This window comes from Lysobacterales bacterium (assembly GCA_014946745.1).
Lineage (GTDB): Bacteria > Pseudomonadota > Gammaproteobacteria > Xanthomonadales > Xanthomonadaceae > Aquimonas.
This window is the reverse complement of record JADCRD010000001.1, coordinates 1,546,370-1,562,943: the sequence shown is the minus strand read 5'-3', so window position 1 is coordinate 1,562,943 and position 16,574 is coordinate 1,546,370. Positions and strand designations below refer to the sequence as shown.

Below are 16,574 nucleotides of genomic sequence, written 5' to 3'. Positions count from 1 at the left end.
CTATGCAGCGCGGCGTCTCGCGTCCGAGTGGCGAGCGCCTTGCGCGCCTGGCATGGGCCGCTGTCGCAACGAGGTACGCAGCCCGACGCTGCAGCCCGAAGCTGCTCGCTGCGCTTCGTCGTGGGGCAGCATGGATCAATGCCATCCAAGGCTTGGCCCGCGAGCGCATGCTCTCTCGCGCGCGGCAGCGCAGAGTTCTTGAGCGCTGCCTCAGATCGCGCATGTCTCCCGCTGTCCTTCAACCCACGTCGATCTTGCGGAAAGATCGGGCGAGAGGTGAACAAAGTCAGCCCATGCGCCCACCTCAATGCGACCGCGCTCGCGCAGGCCCAGGAAATCGGCGGGGTAGGTGGAGGCCATCCGCAGCACCTCTTCGAGTGCAGCGCCGGTCTGCGCGAGGCAGACACGCACGGCGGTGCCCAGATCGATACATGCGCCCGCCAAGGTGCCGTCTTCGGTTTCCAGACGGCCGTTGCGCACCTGTACGCGGCGGCCGTCGAGCACGAATTCCTGCATCGACGTGCCCAGCGGCGACATCGCATCGCTGACCAGAAAGCAGCGCCCCGGCTTGCAGTGCAGCGCAAGCCGAAGGCTGGCCGCATGCAGATGGTGGCCGTCGACAATCAGGCCTGCCCATACGTTGGCATCCAACAGCGCCGCGCCCAGCAGGCCGGGCGCGCGCGCCGACAGCGGCGACATCGCGTTGAACAGGTGGGTGACTCCTTCAACGCCGGCCTCGAACGCGATTCGCGCCTGCTCGTAGCTGGCAGCGCTATGGCCGGCCGACAGGTGAACTCCCGCTGCGCGCAGTTCGCCCAATAGCTGCGGCTCGACCGCTTCGGGCGCGAGCGTCAGCAGCAGGTTCGGTAGGCCATGCGAAAGCAGAGCGGCGCGCTCCTGCGTGCCGATCGGCCGGAAGTGCTCAGCGCGATGCACGCCGCGTCTTTCGGGCGACAGGAAGGGGCCCTCCAGGTGGAGTCCGAGCACGCCGGGGACGCGCTCAGCGATGGCTTCGCGCGCCGCCGCCAGCGCCGCATGCATCGCCTGCGGCGTGTCGCTGATGAGCGTCGGCAGGAGCGCCGTCGTGCCGAAGCGACGATGCGCTGCGGCGATGCGACGCATGGCCGCAGCGCTGCAGTCATCGTTGAGCAGCACTCCGCCGCCGCCGTTGACCTGCAGATCGATGAAGCCCGGCGCCAGCACGCCGTCGGTCAGTTCGATCTCTTCCGCGGCGGCGGGGGCCTGCGCGGCGGGGCCGATCCAGCAGATGCGCCCGCTTTCGACAAGCACGGCGGCGTCGTCCTGCCAGCCTGTGCTGGTCAGCACGCGGGCAGCGCGAATGCATTGATCCATGACGGCTTCCTACACGGTCTCGGTGACTTTCCTGAGGTGGGGCGGGCGATCCGGATCGCGTCCACGCGCCAGAGCCAAGGCGTTGGCTGCGCGGTAGAAGCTGCAGATCTGCAGGATCGGCGCGCTAAGCGCATGCGCTCCGGACAGCACCGGCAGGGCGCCGGGCCCCAGCGGATCGGTGCAGAACACGCGCGCGCCGCGCTCGGCGAATTCCTGCGCCAGCGCAAGCGTAGCGGATCGGCTGGCGTCGTCCTGGGTAAACACCAGAACGGGAAACCCGGGCCCCACCAGGGTCATGGGGCCGTGACGCACTTCTGCGGCGCTGTAGGCCTCGGCATGCAGGGCGCAGGTCTCCTTGAGCTTCAGCGCGGCCTCCTGGGCCACGGCGAGACCCGGTCCGCGACCCAGCACGAACAGGTTGTTCGACTCTGCCAGGGCCTCGACCAGGGCTGACCAGTCCAGCCCAAAGGAGATCTCGAGCTGCTCGGGCAGGCGCCTCAAGCCATCGAGCAGAGCGCGATCGGCGCTCCAGTGCGCTGTGAGCTGCAGGGCCGAGGCCATCGCGCAGATGAAGCTCTTCGTGGCCGCCACGCTTCGTTCGGGCCCGGCATGCAGCGGCAGAACGCGATCTGCCAGCGCAGCCAAGGGGGATTGGACATCGTTCACCAGCGCAGCAACCTCGGCACCGCCGCGGCGCGCGGCTTCCACTTGCGCGAGAAGGTCGGGGCTGCGACCTGACTGGCTGATGGCCAGCATCAGCGCGTCGCGCAAGCGCACTTCTGCCGCGTACACCGAATTGACCGAGGGCGAGGCCGAGCTGGTCAGGGTTCTGGTGCGCGTTTCGAACAAGTGGCGCGCGTAGGTGGCGGCGTGATCGGAACTGCCGCGCGCAGCGGTCAGCACGACCGACGGCGGGCGGTCTCGAAGGTCAGATGACCATCGTAAGACATCCGGTTCGTTGCGCTCGAACATCCGGGCAACGGCGAAAGCGGACTCGGCCGCTTCTTGGTGCATCAGGGTCTGGGCACTCATTGCGCTTGCACTCCGCGGTGACTGGGCGCGGGCAAGCCTAGCACGGCAATACCAGAGTGGACATTGGTCTCTACATAGTCAGGAAAAGGTCTCTAACGTGGTCTTCTTTGCGCGATGGGTTCGCCTCAGGATCCGTTCTCGACCATCTGCGAGGGGCGTTCGCTTGCGCAGCGTGGCGATCGTGCTGCGTCGCAACCAAAGTCACGCATTGTGATGCAGATCACGATAGATATGTCCTTTGAAGATATCGTTGTCATGCCGCAACGAAGGGGGTTGCGGCGGGCGCCGGGGTGCTGCCGTCGAGGCAGGGACCGCACTCCACATCAAGGCGCCCTAGAGGGTTCATGACACCGCCTGCGCTCCCATCCTTCGGGAGCCAGCGGCAATCGCAATCCATTCGGGGAGACACACACATGCGCGCGAAGCTGCAAGGCCTGGCCATTGCCGGGTCCGCCCTCCTGCTGTCCAGCATTTCGCTGGCACAGGCCCAAACGGTGAGCTGCGAAGGCGTAGCCGCCTGGCAGGCAAGCACCATCTATCAGCCCGGCCAGAAGCTGGTCTATGAAGGCCGCCTCTATGAGGCGGCCATCGCCATCTGGAACGCTCCACCCACGCACTGCCCAAGTTGCGGCTGGTACCGCGACCTCGGCACGTGTTCCACCGGTGGTGGCAATCAGCCGCCGACGGTCAGCCTCACCAGCCCTGCCAGTGGCGCCAGCTTCAGCGCAGGCGCTTCGATCACGGTGTCGGCCAACGCCAGCGATGTGGACGGACAGATCGCCTCGGTCGAGTTCTTCCGCGGCAGTGTGTCGCTGGGCGTGGACAGCACTGCGCCCTACAGCGCGACCTGGAGCAATGCGGCGACGGGCAGCTACAGCCTGTCCGCCGTCGCGCAGGATGACCGCGGTGCACGCAGCACCTCTGCCGCGGTCGCCATCACCGTCACTGCCGCCGGCGACACCATCGCCCCCTCGGTGCCCGCCGGGCTCAGCTCGCCCAGTCAGACCGCCAGCAGCATCGCGCTGACCTGGAGCGCGTCCACCGACAACGCCGGCGGCAGCGGAGTCGCTGGCTATGAGGTCTGGCGAAACGGCAGCCGAGTGGGGCAGCCCACGGCCACCAGCTACAGCGACACCGGCCTCAGCGCCGACACCGCGTACAGCTATCAGGTCCGCGCGCGCGACGCTGCAGGCAACCTCTCGGCCTTGTCCAGCAGCCTGAGCGTGCGCACGCAGGCTGGTGCGCAGTGCGCCGCCGCGCCGGGCGTGCCGGCGGGCCTTGCTTCGCCAGTGCAGACCAGCAACAGCATCAGTCTGAGCTGGAACGCGGTCAGCCCGCCTGCAAACTGCAGCGTGCAGTACCGCGTCTATCGCGGCGGCAGTCTGGTGGCGACCGTTTCCGGAAGTACGCACACCGTGGGTGGGCTGAGTCCGGATACCGCGTACAGCTTCACGGTGGCCGCCTTCACTTCCGCGGGTGCATCGGCCCAGAGCGCCGCCTTGAGTGTCCGTACGCGGCCCGCAGTCGCCGGCGGCCAGCGCGTCACCGCCTACTTCGCGCAGTGGGGGATCTATGCACGCAATTACCTCGTGCGCAACATCGTCACCAGCGGCACGGCCGATCGCATCACCCACATCAACTACGCCTTCGGCAACGTGCGCAACAACCGCTGCGAAGTCGGGGTGAATCAGCCCGCGGACGGCAACACCGGCGCGGGCGGGGATGCCTGGGCGGACTACGGCCGATCGTTCACCGCCGCGCAGAGCGTCGATGGCGTTGGCGACACCTGGGACCAGCCGCTGCGCGGCAACTGGAACCAGCTGCGTGAGCTGAAGCAGCGCTACCCCAACATCAAGGTGCTGATCTCGCTCGGCGGTTGGACCTGGTCGCGCGGCTTCTCCGACGCCGCACGGCCGGAGAACCGCGTTGCCTTCGTGCGCTCGTGCATCGATGCCTACATCCGCGGCAACCTGCCGGTGGTGGATGGTGCGGGTGGCGTTGGCGCGGCGGCCGGCGTGTTCGACGGCATCGACATCGACTGGGAGTATCCCGTGGCGTGCGGGCTGGCCTGCGGACGGCCGGAAGACCGCGAGAACTTCACCGCGCTGCTCGCCGAGTTCCGTCGCCAGCTGGATGCCGTGCGCCCGGGCTTGGAGCTGACCGTGGCTGTCGGCGCCGGCATCGACAAGATCCGCGTGACCGACCCGGGTCAGTATCACCAGTACCTGGACGCCATCCTGGTGATGACCTACGACTTCAACGGCGCCTGGGAACCGCGCACCAATCACCACTCCGCGCTGTTCCGCCCGACCAACGAGCCCAACACCGGCGACCGGTTGCTCTACAACACCGACGATGCACTGAACGCCTTCATCCAGCGCGGCGTGCCGGCCAGCAAGCTGCACATCGGCATCGGCTTCTACGGTCGCGGCTGGACAGGGGTTCCCAACGTCAACAACGGGCTGTACCAGAACGGTCGCGCAGCGACGGGGACATACGAAGCCGGCATTGAAGACTACAAGGTGCTGAAGACCCTCAACTGGCCGAGCTTCCGCGACAGCCAGGCCGGCGCCCACTGGATCTTCAACGGCAGCACCTTCTGGAGCTTCGACGACCCGCAGCTGATCCGCGACAAGATGGGCTACGCCCGTCAGATGGGTCTGGGCGGCGCCTTCTTCTGGGAGCTGTCCGGCGACGACGCCGAGGGCAGCCTGGCGCGCGCCATGCACGAAGGCCTGCGCCCGTAGTCGTTTCCACCCTCACCCCTGCCGCGCGCGGCGCGGCAGGGGTTTCTTTTCGCGGGAGCGTGCAAGGCTTCCTGCAGCACGCCTCGCACGACCGGCGCGGCCCGGCCGCGCCAGGAGTTCCCCATGACCAGACTCTGTTCGACTTCCGCGCGAGCGATGGCGCTGATCGGGTTCGGCGCGCTTGCGTCAAGCTCGGACCCGGCGCAGGCGCACGGCTCGATGTCGGTACCGCCCAGTCGCGTGTACCACTGCGCCCAAGGCAACATCGAGAGCCCCAGCGATCCGGCCTGCCGCGCACACGTGCAGCAGTTCGGCACGCAGGCCCTGTACAACTGGAACGGCGTCAACCAGGCCAATGCCGCGGGCAACCACCGGGCGGTGGTGCCGGACGGCACGCTTTGCAGCGGCAACAACGCGATGTTCCAGGGGCTCGACGTGGTGCGTGACTGGCGAGCTCATCCGATCGCGCCAGATGCCAGCGGGCGCTTCCGCTTCGAGTTCCGCGCGCCCGCTGCTCACTCGACCCGCGACTGGATCTTCTACATCACCCGCAACGGCTGGGACGGTGCGCGCCCGCTGCGCTGGGACGATCTCGAGGAGTTCTGCCGGCTCGGCAACGTGCCGCTCTCGGCCGGCAACGTCTATCGGCTCGACTGCCCGCTGCCGCAGCGCAATGGACGGCATGTCATCTTCAACGTGTGGCAGCGCGCCGACAGTCCAGAGGCCTTCTACACCTGCGTCGACGTGCAGTTCACCGGCGGCATCAACACCACCTGGGCCGAACTGGGGGCCGTGGTCGCGCAGAACGCACTACCCGAGCGCAGCGTGGTCAGCCTGCGGCTGTTCAACAGCAGCGGCGGTGATGCGGGCAGGATCGAACACACCGTGGCTGCAGGGCAGGGTGCGGCTGAAGACTGGCCGTTCCACTTCGCCCAGACCGTCAACGCCCGCTCCAGCGATGCGCGCATTGGTCTGCTGCAAGCCGATGGCGAGGTGCTGCCGCAGCGCGGCGCCAGCGCCAACCGCGTCTACGCGAGGCGTGCGCTCACTCTCAGCCACCAGATCGATATTCGCTTGCCCGACACGGGCGTGCTGCCGCCGCTGCCGCGAATCAGCGCCAGCGCTACACAGGTGGTGGGCGCCAGCACCGTCCAGCTTTCGGCAGCGGACTCCAGCGATCCGGGCGGCCGACCGCTGAGCTTCGAGTGGCGCCTGTTGGAGGGCACCGGCCGGCTTTCGAGCAGCGCGGGCGTCAGCACCACGCTGGAGCTGGCCAATCCAGCGGCGGCACAGACGCTGCGGGTGCAATTGAGAGCCTCCAACGGAGTTGCCAGCGCCGAGACCACGCTGGCGATCAGCCACGCGCCTGCCGGCGGCAGCGGCTACGACTACGTGTACCCGCAGGGGATCGGCAGCTATCGGCCGGGCCAGACCGTGGTGCTGGGGTCGGACGGCTTGCGCTATCGCTGCAGGCCCTTTCCGAACGGCGGCTGGTGCAATGTGGCCGGCACGGCCTACGCGCCAGGGACAGGCTGGGCCTGGCAGGACGCCTGGACGCGCCAATAGCGGGTCGATGTAGCGCGCAGGGGGCGGGGCGTATGCCCCGTCCGCCTGCTTTCGTCGCGACGAGCAACGCGTGCCTGGCACGCGCAGGCGGTTCAGCTCTCGCGACCCGGCCGCACCGGCGTGGTCGAGCCGCGCGCGACGAGGCGGGGCACGAAGCCGCAGTTGCGAGGCGGCGGCGAGCCTTCCTCCCGGTCGACCTCTTCAATCAACATGCGACCGGCCGTTCGCGCGATGTCCTGGGTGTCCTGCCGCGCGGTGGTCAGCGCCGGCCACGACTGCTTGGAGAACGGGCTGTCCTCGAAACCGGCGATGGACAGGTCGAAGGGGACGTTGACCCCGATCGATCGCGCGGCCGCCAGCACACCGGCGGCGATCTCATCGTTCGAACCGAAAATAGCCGTTGGCGGATTCGGCAGCGCCAGCAGCCGGCGCGCGGCCCGAAAGCCTTCGTCGAAGCTGTAGTCGCCCTGCACGACCAGTTCGGGATCGAGCGCCACGCCGTAATCGTGCAGGGCTTCTTCGTAGCCCTGGTAGCGCTCGGGGCTGGAGCGGTGCTGCTGTCCGCCCCAGATGAAGCCGATGCGCTGATGACCCAGCTGGATCAGGTGGGTGGTGATCTCGCGGGCGGCGCTGCGGTCGTCAACGTAGACGCTGAGGTAGCCGTCCAGGGGATCGCTGCTTCCCGAGATCAGCCTCACGAACGGCACCTTCGACTCCGCCAGAAAGCGGATCAGCGGTTCGCGCTCGGACATCGGCGGCGCCAGCACCAGGCCGGCCAAGCGGTTCTGGCGGACGATCTGCAGAAGCTCTTCGGCGAGCGTGGGGGACGACGAATCGCAGGGATGAATCTGCAGGGCGTAGCCGAACTCGCGGCAGACCGCGAGCAGCCCGTTCTGGATCGCGATGACGTAGTAGGGATTGGGGTTGTCGTAGACCACGCCCATCGCGTAGGAGCGCATGCCGCGCAGGCTGCGTGCCGACACATCGGGGCGGTAGCGCAGGGCTTCGATGGCGGCTTCCACGCGCTGACGCGTGCTCGGCTGCACCGAGGCCTCGCGGTTGATGACGCGGGAGACGGTCTTGACGGAGACGCCCGCCTTGGCGGCGACGTCCTTGATGGTGGCGATGCGCAATCCGGTCCTTCCATGCGATACGCCTCGCGCGATGGGGCCGCGGGGCGAGGCGAGATTCAGGGCAATGCCGACCAAGCGCATCCTGACTTGATCAGCGGTCACGAGTCCGGCACCTGTCTGGGCTCGGCCGGCGGCAGCGAGGCGAGGGCGCCGCTGCGCTCGGTCAGGCGCGATCAAGCATCGCGTGCTTGATCTACGAGCGCGCCCTCCATGGCGCGCGGCAGCGCCGGATGCTGCAGCGTTGCTCTGTGCCCCGCGATGCTAGCAGAGGGTATGCGCGGCCGGCGGCGGGATGTGCCAGCGCGGCCGCCGAATCACATCGAAGCTCTGCCTCGCGAGCGGCCACGTGCCGCCAGTCGACACGGCAGGCGCTGCGACCTCTGCAGTCCTGCTGGCGATACGTCGTCCGCTTCGCCTTCGGATTTCAAGTCACGTCGCCTTGCCCAGGGTCACTGCCCCCGGCGGCACGCGCGCCAGTCCGACGCGACAGCCCGCCAGCGCGTAGAACAGGATGTAGAGGTAGCAGGGCACGGTGATGGCCACGAACACCCACTGGAAGTCGTAGCTGTCCTTGAGATAGGCATAGGCGCTGGGGATCAGCGCGCCGCCGGCGATGCCCATGATCAGGATGGCTGAGCCGCGTTCGGTCAAGGCGCCCAGTCCGCGGATCGCCAGCGGGAAGATCGCCGGCCACATGAGCGCGTTGGCGAGGCCGAGCAGGGCAACACAGAGCACCGACGCATAGCCCTCCGTCAGCAGCGCAGCCACGCTGAAAAGCACGCCGAGCACCGCGGATACGGCAAGCGCGCGCTCCTGGCTGATCAGCCGCGGAATCGCGAACACGCCGATCACATAGCCGAACAGCATGGCGCCGAGAGTCAGAGAGGTGAAGTACTTGGCCTGGTCAGCGGGAATGCCGTGGGCGCGGCCATAGGTGCCGATCGCGTCGCCGGCCAGCACCTCCACACCGACATACAGGAACAGACACAGCGCACCGAGCCACAGGTGCGGATAGCCGCTTAACCCGCGCTGGCTGCCGCCGTCCGCGGCATTGGCTGTCGCTGCCTGCAGATCGGGCAGGGGGGAATACAGAATCCCGAGCGAGAGCAGGCCGAGCAGGGCGGCCATCGCCATGTAGGGCCAGTAGATCTGCGCGGCGAACGCGTTCAGCAGGGCATCGCGATCTGCCGGCGAGGGGCCGGCCGCGAGCTGCGCTTGCACCTCGCCCAGGCCCTGCAGGGCCACGGCGCCCAGCACGATCGGCGCCAGCACCCCCGCCAGCTTGTTGCAGATGCCCATGATGCTGATGCGGCTGGCCGCGCTTTCCAGCGGGCCGATGATGCTGATGTAGGGGTTGACCGCGGTCTGCAGCAGGGCCAGACCCGAGCCGATGGTGAACAGGCCGGCCAGCGCGGCCGGATAGTCGCGGGCGGTGGCGAAATGCCCGAAGACGACGCTGCCGATTGCCATCACAAGCAGCCCCAGCGCCATGCCGCGCTTCATGCCGGTGCGCTTCAGGATCGAGCTGGCCGGCAGCGCGAGCACGAAGTAGGCGATGTAGAAGGCGAAGGTGACCATGAAAGCCTTCCAGTCGGCGTCCAGGTCGAAAGCCAGCTTGACGAACTCGATCAGCGGTCCGTTCAACCAGGTGACAAAACCGAAAATGAAAAACAAGGTGCCGATGATCACCATGGCGCTGCCGTAGCTCGCGCCCGTCTGTCCCGTATTCACGCCGTGAACCCTCCCGTATCTGGCGACGCCGGCCCCTTCCGCCATGCGGCGCCCCAAGGGTCGGCGGGGCGATCATGCCTAACGATGTCACCGTTGTCGATGCCTGTGTGCAGCGCCGATCAAGGCGGGGCACAAGCCGCCAGCAGCAAGGGCATAGGGCGCCTTCTCCCGGCCCAATGGGGGCTCGGCATCTTCCCTTTCGCTGGGAGGCGTGGGGATTGTGGACAGGGTGTTGACAACGTCGTCATCCGTTCTCCAGACTCGCCCGGCGTCTGGCAGCAACCGGGGGAACGGGGCATGACCAGGCGAGGGGAGGGCTGCCCGTAGGGCATGGCCGCTGGCATGCAGCCACGGTCGCTTGCGCGAGGCGTCCAAGAGTGTCGACGGCACAACCGTCATTCATCCAAGGCGCAGGGGCGACCGCAGGTCGGCGCTACCCGGTACGCGCGACACCCACGAGTGGGAGCAGATCAATGAGCACACGCAGAACCATCCTCGCGTTGAGCATCGCCAGCGCGCTGGTCATGTCCACGGCCGTAAACGCCCAGGAATCCAGTGGCGACGCGCGCGACGACGCCACCGAGCTCGATGCGATCGAAGTGACCGGCATCCGCGGCAGCCTGCAGCGCTCGCTGGACAGCAAGCGCCAGGCCGAGTCGCTGGTTGAGGTCGTCAGCGCCGAGGACATCGGCAAGATGCCCGACAAGAACATCGCCGACAGCCTGCAGCGCGTGCCGGGCGTCAACATCAGCTCGGCCAGCGCGACCGAGGGCGGCTTCGACGAGAACGACCGCGTCAGCATGCGCGGCACCAGCCCCAGCCTGACCCAGACCCTGATCAACGGACACCTGGTGTCATCCGGCGACTGGTTCGTGCTGAACCAGACCGGCAGCGTCGGCCGCAGCGTGAGCTACTCCCTGCTGCCCTCCGAGCTGGTTGGCGAGATCGTGGTCTACAAGACCGCTCAGGCCAGCCAGCTGGAAGGCGGCGTGGTGGGCCAGATCGACATCCGCACGCGCAGGCCGCTGGACTTCAGCAAGGACCTGAGCTTCGACGCTTCACTGGGCGGCGTCTACGCCGACCTGCCCGGCAAGACCTCGCCGCAGCTGTCGGCCCTGCTCAACTGGAAGAACCCGCAGGGCAGCTTCGGTGTGATGGTCCAGGGGTTCTCGGAAGAGCGGCAGCTGCGGCGTGATGGGCAGGAGATGCTGGGCTATGAGCAGATCGCACCGGGCAGCGCCATCGCGCAGAGCAACCCGGATCTTTCCGGCGTCTGGTATCCCGCGCTGATCGGCTCGGCGCTGTTCGAGCAGGAGCGAAAGCGCACAGGCGGCCTGGTGACCTTGGACCTGCGGCCCAATGAGGATCTCTCCTTCGATCTAACGGCCTTCACCTCGAAGCTGGATGCGGACAACTACAACCGCAATCTGCTGCTCTGGAACACCCGCACGCTGGCGCGAGGAACCGGTCAGGCGCCGAGAGCGGGCTATGTCGTTCGCAATGGCACCCTCGTGCAGGCGGACTTCGATCCGGTTCCGGGCAACATCTATGGCGTCTACGATCAGATCTCGCGACCGGGTTCGGGCTCGTCCAGTCGCTTCCTCAATCTGAACGCGGCCTTCCGTGCCAGCGACGCGCTGAGTCTGGAGGGCAAGCTGGGTCAATCGAAAGGACGCGGCAAGACTCCAACGCAGGACGTCGCCGAGTGGGACATGGGCATCGGCAGCGGCGCCAGCTATCGTTTGAATGGCCTCAACGGCGCCGCCGACTGGTCGCTGCGCAACTGGGACATCAGTTCGCCACGAAACACGCCGCTCGACTGGATCTTCGGCGCGCAGAACGTCAACGTGCGCGATGAGTCGACCTGGGCGCAGGTTGACGGCGACTTCGTGTTCGCCAGCGATACCCTGCGTCAGCTGCAGTTCGGCCTGCGCTGGAACGACTCCGAGCGCAGCGCGTTTGGCGCGATCGGTCAAGGCCCGGCCTGCTCGAACGGCGACGCCTTCAACTGGAATCCGGCAACTTTCAATTGCCCGGACCCCTCGACTTCACCCTTCAACCCGGCCAATTTTCCGCAGGGGTTCACGCTGTATCCGCGGGACTACGCGAACGGCATCGGTGGCAACTTTCCGCGCGCGATCTGGCAGTACTCGCCCGAGCAGCTGGCGGAGTTCAATCGACGCTTCACAACGCGCAATTCGGTCAGCCGCGCCTTCTGGCAGGGCGACTACGGGCTCAAGGAAGACAGCAAGGCCGCCTACGTACAGATCGACTTTGGTGGCGCCAGCTGGAGCGGCGACGTCGGCCTGCGCTACGTGCGAACCACCAGCGAATCGCTGGTCAATGTCGGCGTGAGCGCGCAGACGCCGGGCGCCATCACCACCTCGGCCTTCGGCCCCTATCTGCCGACCCTGTACACCAAGCGCTACAACGACCTGCTGCCCAGCGCCAACCTGCGCTTCGATATCGGCGAGGACAGCGTGCTGCGCCTGGCGGCCTCGCGCACGATGGCACGGCCGGACTATTCGGCGCTGGCCGGCCCGATCAACCTGAGCCCGCCGGCCAATCTCAATGCTCCGAATGCCGTGGGCGGCGGCAGCGGAAGCAATCCCTTCCTGGATCCAGTGCGTTCCAACAATCTTGACCTCGCCTACGAGTGGTACTTCGCGCCGCGCGCCATGCTGAGTGCGGCCGTGTACTACATGGACCTGACCAGCTACATCACCCAGGGACGCGTGCGGCAGTCGTTCCTGAGTTTCAATCAGCAGAATCCCAGCGGCATTCTCGTGCCTTACGACTTGACCATTCCGGTCAACAGCAGCGGCACCGTCAAGGGACTGGAGCTGGCCTGGCAGCAGCCCATCGCTGAGAGCTTCGGCATCTTCGCCAACTTCACCTATGCGGACGGCGAGGAGAAGGGCGGCGGTGAGCTGGTGGGCACCTCGAAGAACACCTACAACGTCGGCGGCTACTTCGAGAACGAGCGCTTCAACGTTCGCCTGAACTACAACTACCGCTCGGAGTTCTACAGCGGCCTCGATCGCGCCAGCGCCTTCAGCCAGGATGCCGTGGGCAACGTGTCGGCCTCGTTCGGCTACACGATCAACGACACGCTGAGCCTGAGCCTGGACGGCCTCAATCTGAACGACCCGACGCTGAAGTACTACGCCGCGTCGCCGGATCAGCCGCGCGCCTTCCTGAAGAACGGTCGACAGTACTATCTCAACCTGCGGCTCAGCTTCTGAGCGCGATCCGCGCCTGCGTGGGCGAAGGCAGGCTGCCGCAGGGCAGCCTGCCGACTCCGCGCTGCGGATTGGACTGGCCCGCGAGGCGTCGGCCTTCATCGGCGACGAACCGCGGAGCCTGGGTCCGCATCGCCCGATTACTCGCTCGGCGGCGCAGTGCGCCCTGTTCTGCAGCCGGCCTCCCTCCAGCGCTCCACCTGCTGCAGCGCCCCGATCCCCTCGGGGTCTTGGGCCCGGGTTCGCCCGGGCCATTTTTCGCAACGCACCGCGTTCGGCCCGAGGGCTGAGGGTGCCGAGAGATTCGCCCATGCACCCGACCTACCGATCTCCGACCCGCTTCTGCGCCTTCGCCCATCTCGTGTTGGGCGCCACCGTGCTCCCTCTGCTCGTTGCCTGCAGCAGCGCTGAGCCGCCGACGTCCCCACCGACGCCGACCACAGCGACGACACCCATTCAAGCGCCCGCGCTGATTCCAGCGCCGGCGCAGTGGCAAGCGCGCAGTGGGAGCTTGCAGCTGCCGGCAGGCGCGCGACTGCATGTCGACGGCGGCAGCGCGGCCGAGGCCGCCGCCGAGCGCATCGAGCAACTCGCCGAGCGCCTGCATGGCTTTACGCCTGCGCGCACCGAACGCCTCGATGAGGCCGTGCTGGTGGTCCGCTTCGATCAAGCGGCCGATCTGCCCGCCGAGGCCTATCGGCTGGATATCGATGCGCAGCGTGCGGAGCTGGTGGCCAGTACGGCCTCGGGCCTGTTCCATGGCGCCACCTCACTCGCGCTGCTGCTGCAGATCGATGCCGACGGCGCGCTGCAGCTGCCGCAGCTGCGCATTGACGATGCGCCCCGCTTTGGCTGGCGGGGCTTGATGCTCGACTCGGCGCGGCACGCGCAGTCGGTGGAAGAGATCAAGCATCTGATCGATGCCATGGCCCTGCACAAGCTCAATGTGCTGCATTGGCATCTCACCGACGACCAGGGCTGGCGCATCGAAATCAAGCGTCACCCGCGTCTGGCTGAAGTGGGCGGCTGCCGTGTGCCTGCAGGTCAAGCCGGGCAGGGGCCCGACGGCGCGCCCAAGCCCTACTGCGCCTACTACAGCCAGGAACAGATCCGCGAACTGGTGGCCTATGCGCAGGCGCGGCACATCGAAATCATGCCGGAGATCGACATGCCCGGGCACGCGCAGGCCGCGGTGGCCGCCTATCCCGAATTGGGTCTGATGGATCCCGCGCCGCCGGTGTCCTCCGACTGGGGCGTGCACCGCGTGCTGTTCAATGTCGAAGAGCCCACCCTGCGCGTGCTGGAGGATGTGCTCGAAGAGGTGGTCGAACTTTTCCCCGGTGGCTACGTCCACATCGGCGGCGACGAGGCCGTCAAGGATCAGTGGCAGCAGTCGGCGACCGTGCAGGCGCGCATGCGCGAACTCGGCGTGGAAAGCGAAACCGCCCTGCAGGCCTGGCTGATCGCACGCATGCGCGCGTTCCTGAGCGAGCGTCAGCGTCGTCTGATCGGTTGGGACGAAATCCTGGACGGCGAGCTGCCTGAAGACACGATCGTGATGTCCTGGCGCGGGGTCGACGGCGGCCTCGCGGCGGCGCGGCGCGGCCACGATGCGGTGATGAGTCCGAGCACCGATCTCTACTTCGACTTCCTGCAGTCGACCTCCGAGAACGAAGTGCCGGGCCGGCCCAGCGCCATTCCGCTCGCTCGGGTCTACGCCTACGAACCGATTCCTGCCGGCCTTGAGGCCGAGCACCATGCGCACATCCTGGGTCTGCAGGCGAACGTCTGGACCGAGCACCTGCGGCTCTATGCGCGCGTTCAGCACGCGGCGTTTCCGCGCGTCGCGGCCCTGGCCGAGCGCGGCTGGAGCAGCGCCGGCACGCGCGACTTCGCCGACTTCCTGCTGCGCCTGCGCGCCCTGGAACACGCCTATGCCGCCCTCGACATCCAGGCCGCGCGGACGCCGTTTGAAGTACTGGTGGAGCTGCGCGCGCCGCGCCCCGTCGCAGGGCAGGGCCCGGAGCTGTTCGAGCTGACCCTGTCCAGCGCGCTGGAGGGTGTGCGTCTGCACTACACCTTGGATGGCAGCGCCCCGCGCGCGGACTCGCCGGCCTACGCCGGGCCCATTCCCGTGCAGCTGCCCACACAGCTGGCCGCGCAGCCGTGGGTCGGTAGCACGCCCGTCGGCCCCGTCACGCGGCGTGATCTCGTTGCCCGTGACGCGCGCGTCCGCACCAGCCGCCAGCTGGCCCCGACCACGGGTGGGCTGGTGCTGCGTCTGGAGGACGACACGCCCGATCCCGACGGCGGCGAAGCGCGCGCGCGCTTCGACGTCGAGATCTTCAATCCGCGCTGGATCTGGGTGCAGCCGCCGCTTGCCGAGAGCCCGCGTCTGCGCGTTCGCGCCGGCCGCATTCCCTACAACTTCCAGCTGCATAAAGAGGAAGCCTTGCGCCGCTTTCTGCCGGCGCGCACAGCGCACGGCGAGCTGCGCGTGGAGAATGGCTGCGATGGCAAGCTGCTGGCCGAAGCGCCGCTGCCGGCCGATACCGAAGCCGCAGGCTTCATCGAACTGGAACTCACGATCGACGCAGCGCCGGCCAGCGCGGCGGCGACTGACACGGTCGATGCGCTGTGTTTGCGCTTTACCGGCGACACGCGACCGCAGATGTGGGTGCTGCAGCAGGCGGAGCTGCTGTCCGCCGCAGCACCTGACAAGGAGAATTGAGCCCATGCTGGATCACCCCCTGGCCCGCGCCGCATGCGCCGGCGCCTTGGCGACGCACTTCATCGCTGCCGACGTCGGCGGCACCCATGCGCGCGTCGCCCTCGTGGAAACCGTTGAAGGCGCAGCACCTCGCCTGCATGGCTTCCGCCGCTTCACCTGCGCCGAGCACTCCGACCTCGGCGCCTTGCTCGGCCAGTTCCTGCACGAACTGCCGGCCAACCTGCGCGGCAGCGAGCCGCCCCAGCAGGCGACCATCGCCTGCGCCGGCTACGTGCTGGACCGTCGGCTGGTGCACGCCAACCTGCCGTGGTCGGTCGATCTCGATCAGATCGAGTCCGACACGGGCCTGCGCGAAGTCCGTTTCGTCAACGACTTCGAGGCCGTCGCCATCGCCGTTGCGCGCTTGCAGCCCGCGGCCATGGAGGCCGTGCTGGCCGCGCATGGCCCAACCGCCGGCGAGGCTCCGCTGCTGGTACTCGGCGCTGGCACCGGCTTTGGCGCGGCCCTGTGCGTACCCACGGCCAGCCGCCTGCGTGTTCTGGCCACCGAAGCCGGGCAGGCGGGCTTCGCCCCCAGCAGCGCCCTGGGCCTGGAGTTGTTCAGCCGCTTTCGGCGTGAACAGCATCAGGTCAACATCGAGCACTTCCTGTCCGGCCCCGGCCTGCTGCGCATCTACCGCGGTCTGTGCGCTCTGCACGGCGAAGCAGCCTCGCTCGATACGCCCGCCGCGGTCAGCGCCGCGAGCGCTGAGCACCCACGCGCGCAGGATGCCGTCGAGCTGTTCTGCGCCGAGCTTGGCAGCGTCTGCGCCAACCTCGTTCTGAGCACCGGCGCTCTGGGCGGCGTCCGTCTCGCCGGCGGCGTGCTGCCGCATCTGCGTCCGGGGCTGCTGCGTCAGGGCTTTCGCGAGCACTTCCTTGACAAAGGCGCAATGCGCGCCCAGCTGGAGCGCGTTCCCGTGCACCTCGTAGAGCACGGCGAGCTCGGCGTGCTGGGCGCCGCACGGTGGTATCTGGAGCAGCCGGCCTCGGGCTGAGCA

9 protein-coding genes are annotated in these 16,574 nt (G+C 67.8%); 5 read left to right on the top strand and 4 right to left on the bottom strand.

What is annotated here, in order from left to right; all coding sequences use genetic code 11:
* Positions 1 to 210: 210 nt before the first annotated feature.
* A complete protein-coding gene (gene nagA / locus H4O13_06030) occupies positions 211 to 1,353 on the bottom strand; it encodes an N-acetylglucosamine-6-phosphate deacetylase (GenBank protein ID MBE5314948.1) in 1,143 nt (380 codons plus the stop codon).
* A gap of 9 nt (positions 1,354 to 1,362) precedes the next feature.
* A complete protein-coding gene (locus tag H4O13_06025) occupies positions 1,363 to 2,385 on the bottom strand; it encodes an SIS domain-containing protein (GenBank protein MBE5314947.1) in 1,023 nt (340 codons plus the stop codon).
* A 413-nt stretch (positions 2,386 to 2,798) separates the two neighbouring features.
* Between H4O13_06025 and H4O13_06020 the strand changes: the two genes are divergently transcribed.
* Positions 2,799 to 5,132 (top strand): fibronectin type III domain-containing protein, encoded by a 2,334-nt coding sequence (locus H4O13_06020; GenBank protein ID MBE5314946.1) that lies wholly within the window; start codon positions 2,799 to 2,801, stop codon positions 5,130 to 5,132.
* Between the two features lie 123 nt (positions 5,133 to 5,255).
* A complete protein-coding gene (locus tag H4O13_06015; protein MBE5314945.1) occupies positions 5,256 to 6,698 on the top strand; it encodes a lytic polysaccharide monooxygenase in 1,443 nt (480 codons plus the stop codon).
* Positions 6,699 to 6,790: 92 nt separating this feature from the next.
* Here the strand turns inward: H4O13_06015 and H4O13_06010 are convergent, their stop codons facing one another.
* Together H4O13_06010 and H4O13_06005 are read right to left on the bottom strand one after the other, a co-directional pair.
* Positions 6,791 to 7,831: a LacI family DNA-binding transcriptional regulator gene (locus tag H4O13_06010; protein MBE5314944.1), complete on the bottom strand. Its 1,041-nt coding sequence runs from the start codon at positions 7,829 to 7,831 to the stop codon at positions 6,791 to 6,793.
* Between the two features lie 429 nt (positions 7,832 to 8,260).
* Positions 8,261 to 9,607, bottom strand: coding sequence for a sugar MFS transporter (locus H4O13_06005; GenBank protein MBE5314943.1), 1,347 nt, complete (start codon positions 9,605 to 9,607; stop codon positions 8,261 to 8,263).
* 428 nt (positions 9,608 to 10,035) lie between these two features.
* Between H4O13_06005 and H4O13_06000 the strand changes: the two genes are divergently transcribed.
* The 3 genes from H4O13_06000 (at position 10,036) to H4O13_05990 (ending at position 16,571) form a co-directional block, all read left to right on the top strand.
* The gene (locus H4O13_06000; protein MBE5314942.1) at positions 10,036 to 12,807 is read left to right on the top strand and encodes a TonB-dependent receptor; all 2,772 of its coding nucleotides are present in this window, start codon (positions 10,036 to 10,038) and stop codon (positions 12,805 to 12,807) included.
* A gap of 307 nt (positions 12,808 to 13,114) precedes the next feature.
* The gene (locus H4O13_05995; protein MBE5314941.1) at positions 13,115 to 15,535 is read left to right on the top strand and encodes a family 20 glycosylhydrolase; all 2,421 of its coding nucleotides are present in this window, start codon (positions 13,115 to 13,117) and stop codon (positions 15,533 to 15,535) included.
* 4 nt (positions 15,536 to 15,539) lie between these two features.
* Positions 15,540 to 16,571 carry a glucokinase gene (locus H4O13_05990; protein MBE5314940.1) on the top strand — a complete coding sequence of 344 codons (1,032 nt, stop codon included), beginning with the start codon at positions 15,540 to 15,542 and terminating at the stop codon, positions 16,569 to 16,571.
* The last annotated feature ends 3 nt before the right edge of the window (positions 16,572 to 16,574 follow it).